At 41.5% G+C, this 21,778-nt stretch carries 22 protein-coding genes; 13 read left to right on the top strand and 9 right to left on the bottom strand.

Annotation, left to right across the window (positions count from 1 at the left end; genetic code table 11):
- Window positions 1–144: 144 nt before the first annotated feature.
- The 8 genes from BW142_RS20230 to BW142_RS20265 all read right to left on the bottom strand — a co-directional run bounded on the left by BW142_RS20230 (window position 145) and on the right by BW142_RS20265 (window position 8,752).
- The gene (locus tag BW142_RS20230) at window positions 145–801 is read right to left on the bottom strand and encodes a CoA transferase subunit B (RefSeq protein WP_007376577.1); all 657 of its coding nucleotides are present in this window, start codon (window positions 799–801) and stop codon (window positions 145–147) included.
- 14 nt (window positions 802–815) lie between these two features.
- Window positions 816–1,514, bottom strand: coding sequence for a CoA transferase subunit A (locus BW142_RS20235; protein ID WP_076926118.1), 699 nt, complete (start codon window positions 1,512–1,514; stop codon window positions 816–818).
- Between the two features lie 261 nt (window positions 1,515–1,775).
- A complete protein-coding gene (locus tag BW142_RS20240) occupies window positions 1,776–2,672 on the bottom strand; it encodes a hydroxymethylglutaryl-CoA lyase (RefSeq protein WP_076926119.1) in 897 nt (298 codons plus the stop codon).
- Window positions 2,672–4,675 carry an acetyl/propionyl/methylcrotonyl-CoA carboxylase subunit alpha gene (locus BW142_RS20245; protein ID WP_076926120.1) on the bottom strand — a complete coding sequence of 668 codons (2,004 nt, stop codon included), beginning with the start codon at window positions 4,673–4,675 and terminating at the stop codon, window positions 2,672–2,674. Before BW142_RS20245 ends, BW142_RS20240 begins: the two co-directional genes overlap by 1 nt.
- Window positions 4,676–4,683: 8 nt before the next feature.
- Window positions 4,684–5,454, bottom strand: a complete 771-nt coding sequence (locus BW142_RS20250; RefSeq protein WP_076926121.1) for an enoyl-CoA hydratase/isomerase family protein — start codon at window positions 5,452–5,454, stop codon at window positions 4,684–4,686.
- A gap of 12 nt (window positions 5,455–5,466) precedes the next feature.
- Window positions 5,467–7,074 carry a carboxyl transferase domain-containing protein gene (locus BW142_RS20255; protein WP_076926122.1) on the bottom strand — a complete coding sequence of 536 codons (1,608 nt, stop codon included), beginning with the start codon at window positions 7,072–7,074 and terminating at the stop codon, window positions 5,467–5,469.
- A gap of 10 nt (window positions 7,075–7,084) precedes the next feature.
- Window positions 7,085–8,260, bottom strand: a complete 1,176-nt coding sequence (locus tag BW142_RS20260; protein ID WP_076926123.1) for an isovaleryl-CoA dehydrogenase — start codon at window positions 8,258–8,260, stop codon at window positions 7,085–7,087.
- Between the two features lie 57 nt (window positions 8,261–8,317).
- Window positions 8,318–8,752 carry a MerR family DNA-binding transcriptional regulator gene (locus BW142_RS20265; protein ID WP_024597970.1) on the bottom strand — a complete coding sequence of 145 codons (435 nt, stop codon included), beginning with the start codon at window positions 8,750–8,752 and terminating at the stop codon, window positions 8,318–8,320.
- Between the two features lie 330 nt (window positions 8,753–9,082).
- On the opposite strand from BW142_RS20265, the gene BW142_RS20270 reads away from it, so the two are divergent.
- From BW142_RS20270 to BW142_RS20300, 7 genes are all read left to right on the top strand, one after another.
- Complete coding sequence (locus BW142_RS20270) at window positions 9,083–10,264, top strand: acetyl-CoA C-acyltransferase (protein ID WP_076926124.1); 1,182 nt, start codon at window positions 9,083–9,085, stop codon at window positions 10,262–10,264.
- A gap of 138 nt (window positions 10,265–10,402) precedes the next feature.
- Window positions 10,403–11,893, top strand: coding sequence for a CoA-acylating methylmalonate-semialdehyde dehydrogenase (locus tag BW142_RS20275; protein ID WP_076926125.1), 1,491 nt, complete (start codon window positions 10,403–10,405; stop codon window positions 11,891–11,893).
- 164 nt (window positions 11,894–12,057) lie between these two features.
- Window positions 12,058–13,215 (top strand): acyl-CoA dehydrogenase family protein, encoded by a 1,158-nt coding sequence (locus BW142_RS20280; protein WP_076926126.1) that lies wholly within the window; start codon window positions 12,058–12,060, stop codon window positions 13,213–13,215.
- Window positions 13,216–13,225: 10 nt separating this feature from the next.
- Entirely contained in the window at window positions 13,226–14,017 is a 792-nt protein-coding gene (locus tag BW142_RS20285) for an enoyl-CoA hydratase (RefSeq protein ID WP_076926127.1), read from the top strand.
- Window positions 14,017–15,168 (top strand): enoyl-CoA hydratase/isomerase family protein, encoded by a 1,152-nt coding sequence (locus BW142_RS20290; RefSeq protein WP_076926128.1) that lies wholly within the window; start codon window positions 14,017–14,019, stop codon window positions 15,166–15,168. The genes BW142_RS20285 and BW142_RS20290 overlap by 1 nt, the downstream gene beginning before the upstream one ends.
- Window positions 15,169–15,178: 10 nt before the next feature.
- Window positions 15,179–16,078: a 3-hydroxyisobutyrate dehydrogenase gene (gene mmsB, locus BW142_RS20295; RefSeq protein WP_076926129.1), complete on the top strand. Its 900-nt coding sequence runs from the start codon at window positions 15,179–15,181 to the stop codon at window positions 16,076–16,078.
- A 9-nt stretch (window positions 16,079–16,087) separates the two neighbouring features.
- The gene (locus BW142_RS20300; RefSeq protein ID WP_076926130.1) at window positions 16,088–16,867 is read left to right on the top strand and encodes an SDR family oxidoreductase; all 780 of its coding nucleotides are present in this window, start codon (window positions 16,088–16,090) and stop codon (window positions 16,865–16,867) included.
- A gap of 73 nt (window positions 16,868–16,940) precedes the next feature.
- Here BW142_RS20300 and BW142_RS20305 read toward each other — a convergent pair whose 3' ends face one another.
- Window positions 16,941–17,909, bottom strand: coding sequence for an integron integrase (locus tag BW142_RS20305; protein ID WP_076926131.1), 969 nt, complete (start codon window positions 17,907–17,909; stop codon window positions 16,941–16,943).
- A 274-nt stretch (window positions 17,910–18,183) separates the two neighbouring features.
- On the opposite strand from BW142_RS20305, the gene BW142_RS20310 reads away from it, so the two are divergent.
- The 6 genes from BW142_RS20310 (at window position 18,184) to BW142_RS20335 (ending at window position 21,638) form a co-directional block, all read left to right on the top strand.
- Window positions 18,184–18,375, top strand: a complete 192-nt coding sequence (locus BW142_RS20310) for an excalibur calcium-binding domain-containing protein (protein ID WP_253188834.1) — start codon at window positions 18,184–18,186, stop codon at window positions 18,373–18,375.
- A gap of 131 nt (window positions 18,376–18,506) precedes the next feature.
- Window positions 18,507–18,767, top strand: coding sequence for a hypothetical protein (locus tag BW142_RS20315; protein WP_024592024.1), 261 nt, complete (start codon window positions 18,507–18,509; stop codon window positions 18,765–18,767).
- Window positions 18,768–18,895: 128 nt separating this feature from the next.
- Complete coding sequence (locus BW142_RS20320; RefSeq protein ID WP_076926134.1) at window positions 18,896–19,321, top strand: hypothetical protein; 426 nt, start codon at window positions 18,896–18,898, stop codon at window positions 19,319–19,321.
- 201 nt (window positions 19,322–19,522) lie between these two features.
- Window positions 19,523–19,744 (top strand): hypothetical protein, encoded by a 222-nt coding sequence (locus tag BW142_RS20325; protein WP_076926135.1) that lies wholly within the window; start codon window positions 19,523–19,525, stop codon window positions 19,742–19,744.
- A 143-nt stretch (window positions 19,745–19,887) separates the two neighbouring features.
- Complete coding sequence (locus BW142_RS20330) at window positions 19,888–20,514, top strand: DUF3885 domain-containing protein (protein WP_076926136.1); 627 nt, start codon at window positions 19,888–19,890, stop codon at window positions 20,512–20,514.
- A 110-nt stretch (window positions 20,515–20,624) separates the two neighbouring features.
- Entirely contained in the window at window positions 20,625–21,638 is a 1,014-nt protein-coding gene (locus BW142_RS20335) for a hypothetical protein (RefSeq protein WP_076926137.1), read from the top strand.
- Window positions 21,639–21,778: the final 140 nt, after the last annotated feature.

The raw sequence follows: 21,778 nt of genomic DNA on the forward strand, positions 1-21,778 counted from the left end.
GATGTATGAATGACGGTAAAAATAATGGCAAAAGATAAAAAAAATCCCTCGTGAGAGGGATTTTGGGTAACTCAGCGCCATTGGCACTGGGAATGAGGTCGGTACAGGGTAAAGCGTTATTTTAAGTTAACTTATTAAAAGTTACTAAAAAACCATTTCTGGTACTTCACCGTCAACAAGTAATTTACCTGCTGTTTTACTAATGATTTCATCAACAGATACGCCCGGAGCGCGTTCTAATAGATGAAATGCGCCGTCTTTAACTTCTAATACGGCTAAATCTGTTACTATTTTTTTAACGCAATTAACGCCAGTAAGCGGTAAAGAGCAGGCCTCTAATAGTTTAGAGTCACCATGCTTACTTGCATGGGTCATAGTAACAATAATATTTTTCGCGCCAGCGACTAAATCCATCGCGCCACCCATGCCTTTGATCAGCTTTTTAGGGATCATCCACGATGCGATGTTGCCGTTCTGGTCAACTTCAAATGCACCCAGAACGGTTAAGTCTACATGACCACCCCGTATCATGGCAAAACTATCTGCACTATTAAATATGGCTGCACCTTTAGCTGCTGTCACGGTTTCTTTACCCGCGTTAATCATATCTGCATCTAGCTCTGCTTTAGTAGGGTACGGGCCCATGCCTAAAAGGCCATTTTCGGACTGTAACATAACTTCAATATCATCCGGTACATAGTTTGCGACGAGTGTCGGAATTCCTATGCCCAAATTTACGTAGTAACCGTCTTGTAGTTCTTGTGCAACGCGCATTGCAACTTGTTCACGTGATAATGCCATAATTATGCTCCTGCTTAATCTCGTGTTGTTACACGTTCAATGCGTTTTTCAAAGCTGCCTTTAATAACGCGATTTACAAAAATACCTGGGGTATGAATTTGGCTTGGTTCAAGCTCACCCGGCTCTACAATTTCTTCTACTTCGGCAACGGTAATTTTGCCAGCTGTTGCAGCCATTGGATTAAAGTTCATGGCGGTATGTCTAAACACTAAATTACCAAAGCGATCGGCTTTCCATGCTTTTACTATGGCAAATTCACCTGTTATAGACTCTTCTAAAATGTACGGGCGACCATTAAATTCTTTTACGTCTTTGCCTTCAGCAACTGGAGTGCCGTAACCGGTGGCGGTGTAAAACGCAGGTATACCCGCGCCACCAGCACGCATTTTTTCAGCAAGTGTACCTTGTGGTGTAAGCTCTACATCAATTTCGCCACTTAATAACTGCTGCTCGAATAGGGCGTTTTCACCAACGTACGAGGCAACTACTTTTTTAATTTGTTTATCTTGTAATAAGATACCTAAACCAAAGTCATCAACACCACAGTTATTAGATACCACGGTTAAGTCTTTTGTTTGCATGTGCTTAATTTGTTTAATTAAGCCCTCTGGAATACCACATAAACCAAAACCACCGGCAATAATGGTATCGCCATCTTTTAATCCTTCCATTGCAGCTTCGTAGCTATAAACTACCTTATCAAAACCGGCCATGAGTCTCTCCTCAATGTGTGCTATTTGTTGTTAACTATCTTGAATCATCATTTTATGAGATAGCTATTTAACCTGAACTCTGGTTAATAGATTTACTAACATATGAATCAGGGTGATATTTAAATTTATTTTCTCTAGCCAGAGATTTTCAGTGAAAACAAGGCGAATTTACGCGTCAATAGCTGGCCTATTGCAAGTAAATTCAACGCAGTTAGTGCTGAAAATAGCTGCTCGAGATAGATTTATTATCCAGAGCTTAGGTTATTTAGTGTGCAGTGCCACAGATACTTTACTCACAGGTTGCTTACCAAGTGCTTTGGTGATCTCCCAACCAGCGTCACTTAACCTTTGTAAATCAATTCCGTGTTCAATGCCAAGCCCTTGCAGTAAGTAAACTACATCTTCGGTGGCAACATTTCCTGACGCCCCCTTAGCATAAGGACAGCCGCCAAGGCCTGCAACTGCCGCGTCAACCGTTGCTATACCTAGGCTTAAAGCTGCGTAAATATTTGTGAGCGCTTGTCCGTAAGTATCGTGAAAATGCACAGCCAACTTAGTTTTGTCAATGTGCGTTAAAAGTAACTCTATTAACTGCGTTACTTTTTTAGCGGTGCCAACACCAATGGTATCGCCAAGACTTACTTCGTAACACCCTAAATCTAATAGCTTTTGCGATACATTAAGTACTGCTTGTGGATCAATCTCACCCTCGTAAGGGCAACCGAGCACACAGCTTACATAACCACGTACGCGGATATTATTAGCTTTAGCAAATGCCATTACCTCGCTAAAGCGTTCAATACTTTGCTCTATTGAGCAGTTTATGTTTTTTTGACAAAACGACTCACTTGCAGCGGTAAATATAGCAAATTCTTTAATGCCGACAACGTGCGCTGCTTGTGCACCTTTTAAGTTAGGTGTAAGAGCGCTTAAATTTACATCGGGCAAATTAAGGGCTGATATTACATCCGCTGAGTCTGCCATTTGCGGCACCCATTTAGGGGAAACAAACGCCCCAGCTTCAATATCTTTTAAACCTGCAGCACTTAGGGCGTTAATAAGCGCTACTTTATCAGCTGTGCTTACAGTTTTTTCGTTTTGTAGACCGTCTCGCGCGCCAACTTCAACAATACGTACTTTACTTGGAAAGGCAGTCATTATGCACCTTCCTCAGTCGTATCTTCTACTATCGCAAGCAGAGCACCATGGGTTACTAATTCGCCTTCACCAAAACAATAGCTTTTTAAAATGCCGTCGTGTGGTGCGTTAAGCGTGTATTCCATTTTCATGGCTTCAATAATAACAACCGCATCGCCTTTGGAAATTGTGCTACCAATATCGATTAAGTGTTTTACTACCGTACCATTAAGCGGGGCGGCAAGTGGCAGAGCTTCGCTTTCGTGCGAACTAATATAATGTTTATCAACTAGTTCAAGCTTAGTTTGCAGTGCTTTATTCATCACCGTTAAACTATTACCTACCGTATTATTATCTACCGTAGTTACGTGTGCGCTATGTTTTTCGCCATTAATAAATACACTGCAAAGATTGTTATTTAATGTGCCTTGTAGGTTAAATACGTGCTCGTTATGCGTAATAGTGTAGCCCGCTTTCGTTTTTATAGCGCTTAGCTGTAAATCAGCAAAAGGGACTTTAATTGCTTGCGGAGCATTGAGTGTAAAACCGCTTAGTTGTTGCCAAGGGCTAGCACTGTTTTGCGCATTTTGGGTGCTAGTTAACGATTCTAAATAGGCAAAAGCACCAATAAGCTGACTTGCTTGCAATAACGATTCATCAACCGCTACTAACGAATCACCTTGCTCTGCAATAAAGTGTGTACTTGGAGCGCCTTGTTTAAACGTAGGGTGGCTTGCCAAATTATGTAAAAAGCCAATGTTAGTGCTAAAACCCGCTAAATGAAATTGTTCAAGGGCGTGTTGTAAGCGGCTCAATGCTTGTTCGCGATTATCATCGTGCACAATAAGTTTTGCAATCATCGGGTCGTAAAACGGACTGATTTCGTCGCCTTGAGCAATGCCTGTATCAATGCGCACAAATTCGCTGTTAAGCGGTGTGTGTAGTGCTTCAATAGTGCCCGAGCACGGTATAAAGTCGTTAGCTGGATCTTCAGCGTATATACGCGCCTCAAAGCTATGACCCTGCAATTGAATATCACTTTGTTCCAGCGGCAGTGTTTGCCCACCCGCAATATTAATTTGCCAATTGACTAAATCTACACCGGTTACCATTTCGGTTACAGGGTGTTCTACTTGAAGGCGCGTGTTCATTTCCATAAAGAAAAATTCATCGCCACACAGTAAAAACTCAACCGTACCTGCACCACGGTAATTTATAGCCAAAGCACAACGTACACCCGCTTCGCCCATTTCTTTGCGTAGCTCGTCAGATAAACCCGGAGCAGGGGCTTCTTCAATTACTTTTTGATGACGACGTTGCAAAGAACAATCACGATCGCCTAAATAAACACAGTTACCGTAGTTGTCTGCAAATACTTGCACTTCAACATGGCGAGGCTGGTTTACATAGCGCTCAAGCAATACTAAATCGTTACCAAAACCGGCAATCGCTTCACGTTGTGCGCCCTCAAGTGCACTCATAAATTGTTTGGCGTTTTGTACAACGCGCATACCTTTACCACCGCCACCAAAGGCGGCTTTAATTAGTACAGGGTAGCCAATTTTTTCAGCTTCACTTTGTAAAAAGGCAGGATCTTGTTTTTCACCGTAATAACCAGGCACTAGCGGCACGTTAGCAGCTGCCATTATTTCTTTAGCGCGGGTTTTAGACCCCATAGCTTCAATGCTACTTGCTGGTGGTCCTACAAAAGCAATGTTATTAGCTTCGCAGGCTTTAGCAAATTCGCTGTTTTCAGATAAAAAACCATACCCTGGATGAATACAATCAGCGCCGCAGTCTTTCGCAACTTGCAAAATTTTGTCTGCTACCAAATACGAATCTTTACTTGGCGCGGCACCAACATGGTAAGCCTCGTCAGCCATTTTTACGTGCTGGGCATGTTTGTCTGCATCAGAATAAACCGCGACCGTGGTTAAGCCCATTTGTTTTGCGCTGCGCATTACTCGGCACGCAATTTCTCCGCGATTGGCAATCAGTATTTTTTGTAATCGTTGTGTGTTCATAATCAATCCTACAGTTGCCAAGCGGGTGGGCGTTTATCAAAAAAAGCAGTTAGCCCTTCTTGACCTTCTTCAGATACGCGAATTTTTGCAATACGCTCTGCGGTAAGCTCAATGAGTTCATTGGTTATTGGTTTATTTGCTACATCGTTAATTAATGCTTTTGCGGCTTTTACTGCTACAGGTCCATTATCAATTAGTGTTTGCAGCATATTATCGACCGCACAGTCTAAATTACCGGTTACTTGATGAATTAAACCAAGTTGTTTAGCAGTATGGGCATCAAACACTTCAGCCGTTAAAAAGTACCTACGAGCAGCACGTTCACCAATCGCTTTAATGACGTATGGGCTAATAACAGCGGGAATGAGGCCCAACTTTACTTCGCTTAAACAAAATTGCGCATCGTCTTTACTAAGGGCTATGTCGCAACAAGCAATTAAACCCAGTGCACCACCAAAAGCAGCACCTTGCACAGCGCAAATTGTTGGATGCGGCGAGCTTGCCAATACCTGCATTAATTTAGCTAATTGCATTGAATCAGCTAGGTTATCGGCGTAGTTGTTATCCGCCATCGATTTCATCCAGGCTAAATCGGCACCGGCTGAAAAATGCTTGCCCTCTGTTTTTAAAACCAAAGCACGAATATCAAGCGTATTTGCATGTTCGATACACTGAATCAGCTCGTGTATTACTTCGCTATTAAATGCGTTTCTTTTTTCTGGGCGGCTTAACACAAGTACAGCCACATTAGATTTTGTTATTTGTAGTGTTACTGACATTTTGCGCTCCGTTTACATTCTAAATACGCCAAATTTCGAATCACGTTTTGGTGCGTTGTTTGCAGCCGTTAACGCGAGCCCTAATACATTACGCGTGTCGGCAGGATCTATAATGCCGTCATCCCACAAGCGTGCGCTGGCGTAATACGGATGACCTTGTTCTTCGTACTGATCAATAATTGGCTTTTTAAAGTCACTTATTTCTTGCTCGCTCATGCTTTGACCTTTGCGTGCTAAACCATCTTGTTTAACTTGCGCCATTACACCCGCTGCTTGCTCGCCGCCCATAACCGAAATACGGGCATTAGGCCACATCCACATCATGGTTGGTTCAAATGCACGGCCACACATTCCGTAGTTACCTGCGCCGTAAGAGCCGCCAATAAGTACTGTAAATTTAGGCACATCAGCACACGAAACAGCCATCACCATTTTAGCGCCGTGCTTAGCAATGCCTTCGGCTTCATATTTTTTACCTACCATAAAGCCGGTAATATTTTGTAAAAACACTAAAGGAATATTGCGCTGAGCACACAGCTGAATAAAGTGCGCGCCTTTTTGCGCCGACTCACTAAATAAAATACCGTTATTAGCTACTATGCCTACAGGGTTACCGTAAATACTGGCAAAACCTGTTACCAGCGTTTCACCAAAGTAACGTTTAAATTCATCAAATGAGGAGTCGTCCACTGTGCGCGCTATTACTTCGCGTACATCAAATGGCTTTTTAAGGTCGGTACCTACAATGCCGTAAAGCTCGTTAATATCGTAACGTGGTGGTGTTACATCCTCGAGAAGAGGAGCTGTAGGGCGTGTGTAATTAATACGCTCAATACATTGTCGCGCAATAGAAAGCGCATGAGCATCGTTTTCAGCGTAGTGGTCAGCAACACCCGATACTTTACAGTGCACATCGGCGCCGCCAAGTTCTTCGGCGGTTACTTCCTCGCCTGTTGCTGCTTTTACAAGCGGCGGGCCTGCTAAAAATATAGTGCCTTGATCTTTGACAATAATGCTTTCGTCTGCCATTGCAGGCACGTACGCACCACCTGCGGTACATAACCCCATTACCACGGCAATTTGTGGGATACCTTTACCCGACATACGGGCTTGATTGTAAAAAATACGACCAAAATGCAGTTTATCCGGAAATACATCATCTTGCTCTGGCAGGTTTGCACCGCCCGAATCAACAAGATAAATACACGGTAAGTGGCAGCGCTCTGCGATGTCTTGCGCACGTAAATGCTTTTTAACGGTAAGCGGAAAATACGTACCGCCTTTAACCGTGGCATCGTTTGCGATAATCATGCATTCAATACCTTTTACACGGCCAATACCAGCTACAACACCGGCGCACGGTATTGCTTGCTCGTATACACCAAAGGCAGCAAATTGTGAAATTTCTAAAAACGGTGAGCCTTCGTCAATTAACGTACTTATACGATCGCGTACAAATAATTTACCACGGCCTTCGTGGCGCTCCTTTAATGCAGCGCCTCCGCCTTGGCTAATTGTTGCTACCTTACTGCGTAAATCGTCCACCAGCGCCGACATGTTTTTATGGTTTTGCACAAACGTTGGGTCGTGGGGGTTTACGCTCGATTTTAAAATCGTCATGGTTTAATCCTTAACGGCTTTCAGTGAAAAGTTCGCGACCAATAAGCATGCGGCGTATTTCAGATGTACCTGCACCAATTTCGTATAATTTAGCGTCACGCAGCAAGCGGCCTGTGGCGTATTCATTTATGTAGCCATTGCCACCTAAAATTTGGATTGCATCAAGCGCCATTTTAGTTGCAAGCTCTGCGGCGTATAAAATAGCACCGGCTGCATCTTTACGGGTGGTTTCGCCACGGTCACAAGAACGAGCTACCGTGTATACGTATGAGCGCGCAGCATTCATTTGTGTATACATGTCGGCTACTTTGCCTTGTATTAACTGAAATTGACCAATAGGGGTGTCAAACTGTTTACGCTCATGAATGTACGGAACTACTATGTCCATACACGCTTGCATTATGCCAAGCGGGCCTGCTGCAAGTACTACGCGTTCGTAATCAAGGCCACTCATAAGTACTTTAACGCCTTCGTTTAAGTTACCTAAAATGTTTTCCTCTGGCACTTCACAGTTTTCAAATACTAGTTCACAGGTGTTTGAGCCGCGCATGCCCAGTTTGTCGAGCTTTTGCGCCGTTGAAAAACCAGGGAAGTTGCTCTCAACAATAAACGCGGTAATGCCTTTAGCGCCGGCATCTAAATCTGTTTTAGCGTAAATAACTAGTGTGTGTGCGTCAGGGCCATTGGTGATCCACATTTTATTGCCGTTTAAAATGTACTTATCGCCTTTTTTTTCGGCTTTGAGTTTCATCGATACAACGTCAGAGCCCGCATTAGGCTCGCTCATTGCAAGAGCGCCAATATGTTCACCACTAATAAGCTTAGGCAAATATTTTTCTTTTTGAGCTTGTGTGCCGTTACGATTGATTTGATTAACACACAGGTTTGAATGCGCGCCATAGCTTAGGCCAATAGAGGCACTTGCACGGCTAATTTCTTCCATGGCAATAACATGTTCTAAGTAACCCAACCCTGCGCCGCCTAACTCTTCAGATACGGTCATACCCAGTACGCCCATTTCGCCCATTTGAGTCCAAAGTTGATTTGGGAAAGCGTTATCTAAGTCAGCTTTTTCAGCAAGTGGGGCAATTTCCTGACTCGCAAAACTGTTTACATGGTCGCGGATCATATCGGCGGTTTCGCCTAGGCCAAAGTTCATTTCTTTATATAGTGAAATAGTGCTCATGATTCATTCCTGTGTGGGGATGTGTGTTGTCAGTGTGTTTTTATTTTTAAAATAAACTTACTCGTCTATTTTGTTTAGCGTGTCTCTGCAGCGGCGCTCGGCTGTCACCAACTCCATAAGAACAACTTTAATGTCGTCCATTTGTTGAGATAGGTCGGATTTTTTTTCTGAAATAAGGTCAAGCATAGTAACCAGCTGCTTTGCGCTTGATTTATCTGCATCGTACAGTTCAAACAAACGACCGGTTTCGGCAAGCGTAAAGCCCAATCGTTTACCACGTAATATTAGTTTTAAACGCACTTTGTCGCGTTTTGAATAAATACGGGTTTGACCATTACGTTCTGGCGTTATTAGTCCTTGGTCTTCGTAAAAACGAATAGAGCGGGTAGTAATGTCAAACTCTTTAGCGAGTTCGCTAATGCTAAATGTTTGTTCATTACTGGCCGGTATATTGGCTGAGCTTGCAAAGTTTGTTTGATTATCTGGTTTCATAGTTGTATTTACCTCATTCGAATAACTCCAATATAAGTGAAGTTTACGTAAAGGTAAAGCTTGGTGTGATTTGAAACTGTTTACAAAGGAGTGTTGGTGTGAAGTTTTAATTTATACTTTTAAAATTCAATGATTTAATTTGATTTACTCAGTGTTGGTCTACAACTGGAAAATAATGCTTACACTTTTAAAACTAAAAATTAAGCTGTTTTTAGTTGACGTTGGCGTAAACGTTAGTATTGTGTATGAGTATTAAATAATAAATGAATACTAAATTAATAGAGCAAATATACTAACAACTATTTGCATTAAATTACAACGGAGTTAGTTATGACTTTAGAATCAGTGGTAATTGTAGCAGCAAAACGCACCCCAATGGGTGGTTTTATGGGAGCGTTAAGTGATGCGCAGTCTACCGAGCTTGGCGCAACCGCCATTGCCAGCGCACTTGCCCAAACTGGTTTAGCTAATAACGCAATAGACGAAGTAATTATGGGCTGTGTATTACCAGCAGGCCTTGGGCAAGCGCCTGCTCGCCAAGCAATGTTAAAAGCAGGCCTTGCACTTAGCACGGGTGCTACAACAATTAACAAAGTATGTGGCTCTGGTTTAAAAGCAGCCATGCTTGCAAATGATTTAATTAAAGCGGGCTCTATTCAATCTGCTATTGCCGGTGGCATGGAAAGCATGACAAACGCACCATACTTTATTCCAAAAGCACGTGGTGGAATGCGAATGGGTCATGGCGAAATAAAAGATCACATGATGAGCGACGGCCTTGAAGACGCCTACGATAACAAAGCAATGGGCTGTTTTGCACAAGACACCGCTGACGAGTACGGCATTGGCCGCGAGCAAATGGATGCGTTTGCACTGGGCTCATTAAGTAAAGCAAAAGCCGCTATAGAAAACGGTAGCTTCGATAACGAAGTTGCACCCCATACTATGCAAACACGTAAAGGTGATGTAACAGTATCTATTGATGAACAACCAGGTAACGCCCGCCCAGAAAAAATTCCAAGCCTACGTGCAGCCTTTAAAAAAGATGGCACCATTACAGCGGCTAATTCATCGTCAATTTCAGACGGTGGCGCGGCGCTTATATTAATGAGCGAATCAAAAGCAAAAGAGCAGGGCTTAACACCGCTTTGTAAAATTGTAGCGCACAGTACACATTCTCAAAAACCCAGTGAATTTACAGTTGCGCCAGTAGGGGCTATGAACAGCGTGCTTGAAAAAGCAGGTTGGTCTGTAAGCGATGTTGACCTTTGGGAAATTAACGAAGCATTTGCCATGGTAACCATGCTGGCTATTAATGAGTTAAAACTTGATGAAAGCAAAGTTAACGTTAACGGCGGTGCATGTGCACTTGGCCACCCAATTGGTGCAAGCGGCGCGCGTATTTTAGTAACGCTTATTCATGCTCTTAAAAACCGAGGCCTTAAAAAAGGCATTGCGTCTTTATGTATTGGTGGCGGTGAAGCGGTTGCTATGGCTGTAGAAGCTTACTAATTAGGTTTTTAACAGCAACATGAATAGTTAAACGAATACCTAAATTAATAACTATAAAAGCGCTGCACTAATAATACTAATAAAGCGGCGCTACCAATTTCAAAAGAGAACACACAACTCACACACTAGGATTTAATCATGCACCAAGTACCACTACTTATTAATGGCGAATTTATTCAATCAGCGTCAAAAGAGCTTATCGATGTTATAAACCCAGCAACTCAAGAAGTACTTGCACAAGTGCCATGTACTACAGAGTCAGAAATGGACGCGGCAATTGCCTCAGCCTCAGAGACGTTTAAAACATGGAAAGACGTACCCATTACTGAACGTGCTCGCATTATGATGAAGTACGCTGCGCTATTAAAAGAACACCATGATGAGCTTGCTACCATTATTTGCCACGAATTGGGTAAAACATTTGAAGATGCAAAAGGCGATGTTTGGCGTGGTATTGAGGTAGTAGAACAAGCCGCTAACGCACCATCATTAATGATGGGTGAAACAATGGAAAACGTAGCGCGCAAAATCGATACGTATTCTTACATGCAGCCACTTGGCGTGTGTGCAGGTGTTACCCCGTTTAACTTCCCTGCAATGATCCCACTTTGGATGTTTCCGCTGGCTATTGTGTGTGGTAACACCTTTATTTTAAAACCGTCTGAGCAAGATCCACTTACACCAATGCGTTTAGCAGAGCTATTTATTGAAGCTGGTGCCCCAAAAGGCGTATTACAAGTTGTACACGGTACAAAACCACAAGTAGATCGCTTACTAGAAGACAAAGCAGTACGCGCTATTTCGTTTGTTGGCTCGTGTGGCGTAGGTGCTTATATTTATTCTAAAGGCACACAAAATCTTAAACGTGTGCAAGCGTGTGTTGGTGCTAAAAACCACATGGTTATTATGCCTGATGCAAGTAAATCGCACGTTGTAAACAACCTAGTAGGCGCATCAGTCGGTGCTGCTGGCCAGCGTTGTATGGGTATTTCGGTTGCTGTATTTGTAGGTCAGGCAAGTGAATGGGTAGACGAAATTAAAGCAGGCTTTGAAAATGTACGCCCAGGCGTGTGGGATGATGCGAATGCTGCATACGGACCACAAACATCAAAAGCAGCAAAAGCACGTATTTTATCACTCATTGCCGGTGGTAAAGAGCAAGGCGCTACCTGTTTAATTGATGGTTCTGACTTTACGGTTGAAGGTTATGAGCAAGGTAACTGGGTTGGCCCAACGTTATTTACTGACGTAACCAAAGAGATGGATTTATACAAAGAAGAAATATTTGGCCCAGTACTAGCGTGTATGTTTGTAGACACGCTTGATGAAGCAATCGCACTTATTAACGACAGCCCATACGGTAACGGTACCTCGTTATTTACGTCAAGCGGCGCAGTGGCTCGTAAATTCCAACACGAAATTGAAGTAGGCCAAGTCGGTATTAATGTGCCAATTCCGGTGCCTCTTCCATTCTTTTCGTTCACCGGTTGGAAAGGCTCGTTTTACGGCGATACACACACGTACGGTAAACAAGGTATTCGTTTTTACACAGAAACTAAAACGATTACCTCACGTTGGTTTGAAGACGACATTGCGTCGGGTCCAAACATGAGCATTAACTTAAAGTAATCATGATTAAAACGAATAACTAATAATAAAAAAGATGGGCGCGAAGGCTACTTCACACACAACACACATAAGTCTTCGCTGCTCGTCACTAACTATCCCTTTAATGGGAAAGCGACACGCAACAAACACACAACAACAAACACACAACTAAAGAGGTCTCTACCATGGACTTTAATTTATCAGAAGATCAACAAGCCTTTGCACAAACTGCACGTCAATTTGCCGAGTCGGAACTTGCACCCTATGCAGCAAAGTGGGATCGCGAGCATATTTTTCCTAAAGACACGATTAAAGCAGCAGGCGAGCTTGGTTTTTGTGGTTTATACACGCCAGAGGAAGCAGGCGGCCTTGGCTTATCTCGTTTAGATTCGAGCATTATTTTTGAACAGCTTGCTATGGGCTGTACCGCAACAACGGCCATGTTAACCATTCATAATATGGCCACGTGGATGGTGGCAAGCTTTGGTACCGATGCCGTTAAAGACAAATACGTAGAGCAATTAGTAATGGGCGAGCTACTTGCCTCTTACTGTTTAACAGAGCCAGGCTCTGGCTCAGACGCAGCATCACTTAAAACAAAAGCCGTGCTTGAGGGTGATGAGTACGTTATTAACGGCTCAAAAATGTTTATATCGGGCGCTGGCGAAACCGAAGTATTAGTTGTAATGGCACGTACAGGCAGCGAAGGCGCTGCGGGTATTTCGGCATTTGTAGTCCCGGCCGACGCAAAAGGTGTTGAATACGGCAAAGCCGAAGAAAAAATGGGTTGGAACGCACAACCTACACGCCTAATTAGCTTTGAAGATGTGCGCATTCCGGCGCATAACTTATTAGGGGCAGAGGGCGAAGGCTTTAAATTTGCGATGCAAGGCCTTGATGGCGGTCGAATTAACATTGCCACATGTTCAATTGGTACAGCGCAAGCGGCGCTTAATACCGCCCGCGAATACTTAAAAGAGCGCACTCAATTTGGTAAACCATTGGCTGCGTTTCAAGCACTGCAATTTAAAATTGCCGATATGAACACCGAACTTGTAGCCGCGCGCCAAATGGTCAGGCTTGCTGCATTTAAACTTGATAATAACGACGTTGAAAAAACCACCTACTGCGCCATGGCTAAGCGTTTTGCTACCGATGTTGGCTTTACCGTATGTAACGACGCACTGCAAATTCATGGCGGTTACGGTTACATAAAAGAATACCCGCTTGAACGTCATGTACGTGATGTACGCGTTCATCAAATTTTAGAAGGCACTAACGAAATCATGCGTGTAATTATTGCGCGCCGTATTTTAGCTGAGTCAGCAAGCGACGTTTTATAAGGAGCAATTTATGTCAGAATCTAAATCTAATCCGAGTATTGAACTAACTACCGAAGGTCATGTTGCAATTTTAACTATGTCTAATCCGCCAGCAAACACCTGGACAAAAGACACCCTAGTTGATTTAAAAAATACCGTTAACGCGCTTAATAACAATAAAAATATTTATGCATTAGTACTGACTGGCGAAGGCGAGAAGTTTTTTAGCGCGGGTGCCGACCTAAACGTATTTGCTAGTGGCGATAAAGGCGTAGCTGCTGATATGTCGCGTGTATTTGGTGAAGCATTTGAAGCGCTTACTAATTTTAGAGGCGTGTCGGTTGCTGCCATTAACGGTTACGCAATGGGCGGCGGGCTAGAAGTTGCCCTAGCGTGCGATATACGTATTGCGGAAGAGCAAGCACAAATGGCATTGCCTGAAGCTAAAGTAGGGTTATTACCCTGTGCGGGTGGTACACAAAATTTAGCATGGCTTGTAGGCGAAGGCTGGGCAAAACGCATGATTTTATGCGGCGAGCGCTTAAAAGCCGATAAAGCCCTACAAATTGGCTTAGTAGAAGAAGTAGTACCACACGGTGAAAGCTTTGCAGCGGCATTAAAACTTGCAAACCAAGTGGCCGATCAAAGCCCTAGCTCGGTAGCTGCGTGTAAAACTTTGATTCAAAAAGGGCGTCATCAACCCATGGCAAGTGTATTGCCTCTTGAGCGTGAATTGTTTGTTGGTTTGTTTGATACCGAAGATCAACAAGAAGGCGTAAATGCCTTTTTAGAAAAACGCCGCGCTAACTGGGTAAATGGCTAATGAGTGCTTTAACAGTATTAAATAACGCCGATGAGCCCGTGGTATTTGAAACTGCAACCGCAGAAAATGGCAGTTTAATTGGGCTTATTACACTCAACGCACCAAAAGCATTAAATGCGCTTAATTTTGATATGATCAAATTACTTGAGCCGCAATTGCGAGCTTGGCAAGACGATGAAGCTATTGCAATGGTGTTGTTAAAAGGCGCAGGCGATAAAGCATTTTGTGCTGGTGGCGATGTTGTCAGCCTTCATCATGCAATGGCGCAAGGTAAACCAACAAGCCTAGTTGAAGAGTTTTTTACACTAGAGTACAAACTTGATTATCTTATTCATACCTTTGATAAACCAATCCTTGTTTGGGGTAACGGCATAGTAATGGGCGGCGGTTTAGGGCTAATGGCCGGTGCTAGCCACCGCGTTGTAACCGAAACATCACGCATTGCCATGCCAGAGCAAACCATAGGTTTATACCCAGATGTAGGCGGCAGTTACTTTTTACATAAAATGCCACAAAACGTCGGGTTATTTTTAGGGCTAACGTCAGCCTCTATAAACTGCGACGACGCGCGTTTTGTATCGCTTGCAGATCACTTTATCGATAGCAACAAATATGATGCCATGCTTGCGCAAATTTTAACTGCAAAGTGGGGCAAAACTGCGAGCTTAAATCATGATCGATTAACCGATTTACTCACCGATTTAGACAACCAGTCGGCGCGTATGCCTAAAGGCAATATAAAAGCTAACCTAAAAACGATTCAGAAACTGGGTGAGTTTGAAACCTTGCAAGAGCAGGTTAATTATATTTTAGGGCTAACCACTAATGACAAGTGGCTACAACGCGCTCAAAAATCACTTAAACACGGATGCCCATTAAGTTGTGCACTCGTTAGTGAGCAATTAAAAACCAGCAAAGGCAAAAGCTTATTAGCGTGTTTTAAAATGGAGCTAGGTATGTCGGTTCGTGCTGGCGAAGTTGGTGAATTTCAAGAAGGTGTAAGGGCGCTATTAATAGATAAAGACGGCGCGCCTAATTGGCAGTACAAAACACTCAGTGATGTCCCACAAACAATAATCGACAGCTTTTTTGCTAACCGCTTTGGCGAAAATCACGCACTCAATGGCTTAGACACGCCAATACACAAATAAAGGAAAGACGATGACTAAACTAAATATTGGTTTTATCGGCTTAGGTAATATGGGCGGCCCAATGGCGGCTAACTTAATTAAAGCTGGGCATACTGTGAGTGTGTTCGATTTAAACCTGTCGGTCGTAAATAAGCTTGCAAGTAAAGGCGCAAAAGCAGCAGTTGATGCAAAGCAGTGCGCAACTAATGCTGACGTACTTATTAGTATGTTACCTGCGGGCAAACATGTTAAATCGCTTTACTTAGGTAATAACGACGACAGCGGTTTAATTAACGTGCTGAGCAACAATACATTAGTAATTGATTGCTCAACAATAGATGCAGAATCAGCACGTATTGTAGGCAGTGCACTTGGCGAGCAGGGCATTAGCTTTGTAGATGCACCGGTATCGGGCGGCGTTGCAGGTGCAACAGCAGGCACACTTACTTTTATTGTTGGCGGCGAAAAAGCAGCGTTTAATAAAGCAAATACAGTGCTTAGTGATATGGGTAAAAACATATTTCATGCAGGCGATATTGGCGCAGGGCAAGTAGCAAAAATATGTAATAACATGCTACTTAGCATTTTAATGGCAGGTACCAGCGAAGCACTGCAAATGGGTATTAACAACGGCCTCGATCCTAAAGTACTTAGCGACATTATGACCGCAAGTTCGGGCCGTAACTGGACGCTTGAACTTTACAACCCTTGCCCAGGTGTAATGGATGCAGCCCCTGCAAGTAACGATTACAAACCTGGCTTTATGGTCGATTTAATGGCTAAAGATTTAGGCCTTGCTATGGAAGCCGCGCAGCAAAGTAATTCATCAACCCCTATGGGGTCAATGGCTAAAAATTTATACACTATGCTACAGCACCAAGGTGCGGGTAGTGATGACTTTAGTGCCATTTTTAAACTGTTTTCAAAGTAGGAGCAACGCGTGGAAATTAAAAGTAACACGGTAGTAATAACCGGCGGCGCACAAGGTTTAGGCTTTGCAATGGCGCAAAAGTTTGCACTTATGGGTGCTAACATTGCTTTAATAGATATGGCACAAGATTTATTAAACACCGCATGCGAAGAACTCATGCAATTAACACAGCTTGAAGGTGTAACCAGCAACATAAAATGTTATGCCGCAAACGTAACCACTGAGAGCGAAGTAGAAAACGTATTTAATACCATCAACAGCGATTTTGGCCATATTGGCGTGCTTATAAACAACGCCGGTATTTTACGCGACGGCATGTTTATAAAGGCTAAAGATGGCAAGGTCGTTAAAAAAATGTCTCTTGAGCAATTTCAATCAGTGATTGATGTGAACCTGACCGGTGTGTTTTTAGCAGGGCGGGAAGCTGCAAGCCACATGATTGAATCAGGTAAAGGCGGCGTTATAGTTAATATGTCGAGCGTAGCGCGCGCAGGTAACATAGGCCAAACAAATTACGCGGCATCAAAAGCAGGCGTAGTGGCACTTACCACCACATGGGCTAAAGAACTTGGTCGATTTGGTATACGCGTAGGCGCTATTGCACCAGGTGTAATAAGTACCGCCATGACCGACGCCATGAAGCCTGAAGCCAAACAACGTATGCTCGCGGTAACGCCAGTAGGACGCTTAGGCGAAAGCGACGAAATTGCCCATACTGCACAATACATAATCGAAAACGACTTTTTTACCGGTCGCGTGGTTGAAATAGACGGCGGCATTCGTTTGTAAACCGAGCTGGATTAAGGTTGATTTAAAAGCATAACTCTTTGGGTTGTGCTTTTTTGTTTTAAATCGGGGAGATTTATAAACTTGAAAAAGGGCTAATAACCCCGTTTGCACCTTGCTGCAATACATGAGTATAAATTTGTGTGGTTTTAACATCAGAATGGCCAAGCTGAGCTTGAACAGTTCTTATATCGGCGCCATTTTGCAGTAGATGAGTAGCAAAAGAGTGCCTTAATGTATGAGGTGTTATTATTTTTGTTAACCCTGATTTTTGGACGGCTTTTTTAACCTCTTTTCTAATACAAGAGTGATGAAAATGATGTCGTCTTATTTCACCACTTTGAGGATCTGAACTTAATATATGAGAAGGAAATAAATACTGCCACGCAAGCGATTTTGCGGCACTTGGATATTTTTTTGTTAAAGCATATGGCATCCATACGCCAGAATATTCCGTATTATTTAAATCCAGTTTTAAATAGTCATCAACGTTCAAAATTTGATTTCTCAGCATAGGAATTAGCTCTGTGGCCAGCGTAACAATGCGGTGTTTATTACCTTTTCCATTCCATACTTGAATGCATTTATAATCAAAATCAATATCTTTCACCCTTAATTGCACCGCTTCCATTACTCTTAAGCCACTTCCATACATAAGGGCTGCAATTAAATAATAGCGCTTATTTAAATGAGCCATCAACATTTTAACTTCCTCTGGGGTCATCACTACAGGGAGCTTTGCTTGTTTTTTACTACGGGCAAAATTTAAATTTAATGAGAGTTCTTTTTTTATTATGTGCTTGTATAAAAATGACAATGAATTGAGTGCGGTAGCTTGCGTACGTGGTGCAACGTTTTGCTTTAACACTAAATGTTCTAAGTAGCGCTCGACTTCATTGTCTCCCATTGAGGCGGGATGGCGTTTATTATGAAAATGGATATAAGATGCAATCCATCTTAGGTAAGTATCTACGGTGCGTAATGAATACTGACGTACCAACATATAATCGGCTATATAATTTAAAAATGGAGAGCGTGTTTTCATATTACCACCAACAATATAACTGTATTTATATACAGTATAGTTGTACTGCTCCCATATTCAAGAAAATGAGCGACGAGCGCATTTTGTCTTTTATTGAGAGTTTGTGTGCTAGTAAAAAATTATATATAGCAATGTGTTAAGTTATTTGGTAAAAATGATTTATTGAATACATGAGCGTGACATTGGCAGATATATGCGCGATGAGCGCACTATAAAATTGTTATAGGTTTCGTAAGGATAGTGTGTTTTGAAAGTTTTATTCTCAATTTTAATAGTGTCATTTTTGTGCATCCCCTTAAGTGGCTTTGCTAAAGAGACTAAGAGTCACGCCCCTAAAAAATACGCAGAAAATAAATCTAAAAAGCCGATAAAATTTAAATGTGACGGCAGGCAACATTGCCCAAATACGAAAATGGATGGTGATAATGACGGTATTCCATGCGAAGGTTATAAAAAAGATAGGTGAAAAAACCTATAACAAGTCGCTCAAAAGGACAAAAAACAGTTGGTTTTTGCTCCTGCGTCGCTTATTTTAACCAACTATTTTTTGCCTCTTAGCGAGGCGTTATGTTTCAATCATGGAAGGTGCAAATAAATATGTTTGGTTTTATATTTAAATATATATTCTTTAGTATTATTAACGTCGTTTTATTCCTTCTAGCAAGTTTTGCTTTAATGGCGTTGCTACCTGAAACTATCGTAAATGGAGATACATTCGAGTTGGTCTATGGAATAGTTTTTATTTCTTTTTTAGTTCTAACTGGCTTTGTAGTAAACCATCAAATCACCCCAAAAGTTGGCTTTATCGAAGGCTGGAAACTTGGGTTTCTAAGTATAAAAATGTATATTAAGCCCTGAGTAACTGAAACATAAAAAGAATTTCAAGCAGGATAAAATATAGTTGGCTTTTGTTCACTCCGTTCACCTATTTTAGCCAACTATATTTTGCCTCTTAAATGGGCGTTATACGCACAAAGGACATGTAGTTGAATAACGAAGCTGTTAAACCAAAATACTTAAATTACACTGAGATATTGGGTTTTAAAATTCCTTTAGTGTGGTGTTCGTTAGCTATGTTAATTGGCCTAATATTTCATGAAGTTGTAGAAGCTATTTTAGTACCGCCGCTAACGTTATTGATGGTTTATATTTGTCATAAAATAACCAGTTTTTTCCTGAGCTTTCAGGAACACAGTGGGATTTTGAGTGAGAAAGTTTATGGTGTGATAATTAGATTCATTTGGTTTAGTGCTGTACTTGGATTTTTCATATCTCTTTTTAGTGCCGCTTTTGAATCTGTAAACAACGAAGTAAATTTTGAATTTTTCAATGGTGTTTTTAGTATTGTCTATTTTGGTTTTGCTTTGGCAGCGGCTAATAAGTGGGGTAAAACCTATGTTCCCAAACATTAGCGTAATATGTGCGTATAACAAAAACATCAACTGGGAAACTACTCGCTGTAAAGCGCTCGTATTTTCCAGTTATATTAAGCGTTATGTGGCATGGAGTCAGCATTGAGTCAATTTGAACTAATTATAGGGTTGATAATCTGGGTATGGATATTCGTAAGCTCATTTCTGTTCAATTATTTGGAAAATAGTTGCATTGATAACATGCAAAAACATTCAGACTCAGAAATAGAGAACCCAAGTAAAAATTCTTGGATAAACCCTTTTGGTGGTTTTAAAAATTTATTGTTTTTTATTACCTATAAGCCTAAAACTTCTGACTCTACAGGTTTTGTTGTAGCGGCTAAAAATGGGAAAGTATTACAAGCGGTGTACTTCATTCAACTTATTTGTGTTATTGGTGTATTTATAGCTTTTAAAGCTTAATAAAATTTACAGTACACTGCCACATAACAAGCACTTCAAACGGAACAAAAACAGTTGGTTAGGTTCCGCTTCGCTTCACATTTTAACCAACTATTTTTGTCCGCTTAAGTGGGCGTTATATTCACTAAGGTAGTATCGAGTAAATGGATGAACCAGATATCAAATTAGAGCGTCCTCTTTTTTATAATTCTCCTTTTGGGCTGAGATTTGAAATCGGCCCATCAGACCAAGAAATATGGAACGATGAGAATAAAAAACTAAATAGAAAATACTTTTCCGTAGCATTAGAAAGGGCAATGAATATTTTCCAAGGCGTATTCGACCCAAGTGATAACATTGAGATCGTGTATCAAATTTTTTCTGACGGTCGTCGGAAAATAAAGAAACGTAGCTTTATATTCAAACAAGTCAAATCACTTGCTAATGCCAATATTGATTTATCTGATCACAGAGATATCTATTCAGAAGATTTAGATTACAAATGTGAATGTTGGAAACGAGTTACCATTTCTGGTATCACGGCTTCTGAAATAGATACTGTTCAACTATTTAAAGCTGCAATTAATACTGACTTTCCTAGCTTACAGCCTCAGTTTAATGGTGAGTGTTACCTCATAAATAGAACAAAGCAGCTAGTATTAAACCTCTATGATGATCGCGGTATGGATATAGTTTCGAGTAACAAAGAATCTTTAAATGGTCTGTATAAAAGTCATAATAATTTGATACTTGATTACGATCGTGAAAGCATCGACAAGGTGTTCTCGTGAATATAACAAGTCGTTTAAAAGGACAAAAAACAGTTGGCTTTTGGTCCTTCGTCGCTAATTTTAGCCAACAATTTTTTGCCTCTTAACGAGGCGTTAGGAGGTAAAGTAGCATGGAGCTTAATCAAAATATGGAAGTGTCTGTAATATCAGCAGTAAAAGAGTTCGCGAGCTCTATGAACTCGGGACAAAAAGTGGTTGCTGATATGTCTACCCTGATTAATGCTACATCTTGCTTACCATTATCGAATTTAGATTATTTGGAACGATTAATTCGATGTGAATTTTCTTCTGCACTGGAATCTACAGCTCAACCTAAATGGAAGGTTTGGGTTAAGCCTTCTCCATTTTTAACGTGGATTGATTTGTGCAGTTGGGATGGATACAAACGAGAGAAAACACTGCGCACTTTAACTGAAGGTGCTCCAAATAGTTTTTTCTTTGCAATTACCCTTCGTAGATTGAATGACTGGGTTCCTGAGGTACGAAAAGCAGCAAGAGAAAAGCTTCCACTAATTGCTAACTTATCTAATCCTACTCATGTTGCAGACGCTTTAAGTTTAGCTCTTTCAAATTGGAACTCTTGGGGGAGAATTGAAGATTCAGATAAAGAAGTATTACTTGATATTATAAGTAACAAAAAGATTGGCAAAGCGCTCAGGTCAAAAATCACTTCAGATGCTTCAGGCCCTTTAACGTCTATTTTTTCTCAAATTGGCCGTACACCAACATTTGATAAATACCTTGATGAAATAGCTGGTAATGCAATTCAACCTTCTGTCAGAGCTAAAGCATATAGAAGTCAATTTGAAGGGGAAATGAGTTGGCTTGAAGGTCGAAAGTGGGAATGGACTGATATTAGATACTGTAAAGGCCGCATGAAACCAATAACTTCTGAGAGAAAGTTGACTGTAAATAATCCTTTTTTGAAAACGTTAAAAAGTGCGTCAATTGATCGTTCTTCAATAGTAAGAAGAATCGCAGCAGAATTCCTTATTAAAAGAATAGAGTTACTTGGAGATGAGTCTCTAACACTTGCAAACTTATTCTCAAAAGATACATCTAAGGCTGTTTCTGAGCGAGGAGTATTTGCATTAAAAATGTTAAAAGAAAAAGGGATTAGGTAAGCGTAAAAACCTCCTAACAACACGCCCTGAGGTGGACGACTAGTAAAATTTAGCTATTAACTGCAAATTTTAAAAGTGGTGAGCCTCTGCGTTTTAAGGCCGCTAAATACGTCGATTCATCGTAGGGTGTATTCGTTTTC

This window comes from Pseudoalteromonas sp. EB27 (genome assembly GCF_001974875.1).
GTDB lineage: Bacteria > Pseudomonadota > Gammaproteobacteria > Enterobacterales > Alteromonadaceae > Pseudoalteromonas.

Excerpts from the sequence above, each read along its gene's own strand:
- BW142_RS20230 (WP_007376577.1), bottom strand. The coding sequence starts at position 801 with ATGGCATTATCACGTGAACAAGTTGCAATGCGCGTTGCACAAGAACTA.
- BW142_RS20235 (WP_076926118.1), bottom strand. The coding sequence starts at position 1,514 with ATGGCCGGTTTTGATAAGGTAGTTTATAGCTACGAAGCTGCAATGGAA.
- BW142_RS20240 (WP_076926119.1), bottom strand. The coding sequence starts at position 2,672 with ATGACTGCCTTTCCAAGTAAAGTACGTATTGTTGAAGTTGGCGCGCGA.
- BW142_RS20245 (WP_076926120.1), bottom strand. The coding sequence starts at position 4,675 with ATGAACACACAACGATTACAAAAAATACTGATTGCCAATCGCGGAGAA.
- BW142_RS20250 (WP_076926121.1), bottom strand. The coding sequence starts at position 5,454 with ATGTCAGTAACACTACAAATAACAAAATCTAATGTGGCTGTACTTGTG.
- BW142_RS20255 (WP_076926122.1), bottom strand. The coding sequence starts at position 7,074 with ATGACGATTTTAAAATCGAGCGTAAACCCCCACGACCCAACGTTTGTG.
- BW142_RS20260 (WP_076926123.1), bottom strand. The coding sequence starts at position 8,260 with ATGAGCACTATTTCACTATATAAAGAAATGAACTTTGGCCTAGGCGAA.
- BW142_RS20265 (WP_024597970.1), bottom strand. The coding sequence starts at position 8,752 with ATGAAACCAGATAATCAAACAAACTTTGCAAGCTCAGCCAATATACCG.
- BW142_RS20270 (WP_076926124.1), top strand. The coding sequence starts at position 9,083 with ATGACTTTAGAATCAGTGGTAATTGTAGCAGCAAAACGCACCCCAATG.
- BW142_RS20275 (WP_076926125.1), top strand. The coding sequence starts at position 10,403 with ATGCACCAAGTACCACTACTTATTAATGGCGAATTTATTCAATCAGCG.
- BW142_RS20280 (WP_076926126.1), top strand. The coding sequence starts at position 12,058 with ATGGACTTTAATTTATCAGAAGATCAACAAGCCTTTGCACAAACTGCA.
- BW142_RS20285 (WP_076926127.1), top strand. The coding sequence starts at position 13,226 with ATGTCAGAATCTAAATCTAATCCGAGTATTGAACTAACTACCGAAGGT.
- BW142_RS20290 (WP_076926128.1), top strand. The coding sequence starts at position 14,017 with ATGAGTGCTTTAACAGTATTAAATAACGCCGATGAGCCCGTGGTATTT.
- mmsB (WP_076926129.1), top strand. The coding sequence starts at position 15,179 with ATGACTAAACTAAATATTGGTTTTATCGGCTTAGGTAATATGGGCGGC.
- BW142_RS20305 (WP_076926131.1), bottom strand. The coding sequence starts at position 17,909 with ATGAAAACACGCTCTCCATTTTTAAATTATATAGCCGATTATATGTTG.
- BW142_RS20315 (WP_024592024.1), top strand. The coding sequence starts at position 18,507 with ATGTTTGGTTTTATATTTAAATATATATTCTTTAGTATTATTAACGTC.
- BW142_RS20325 (WP_076926135.1), top strand. The coding sequence starts at position 19,523 with ATGCAAAAACATTCAGACTCAGAAATAGAGAACCCAAGTAAAAATTCT.
- BW142_RS20330 (WP_076926136.1), top strand. The coding sequence starts at position 19,888 with ATGGATGAACCAGATATCAAATTAGAGCGTCCTCTTTTTTATAATTCT.
- BW142_RS20335 (WP_076926137.1), top strand. The coding sequence starts at position 20,625 with ATGGAGCTTAATCAAAATATGGAAGTGTCTGTAATATCAGCAGTAAAA.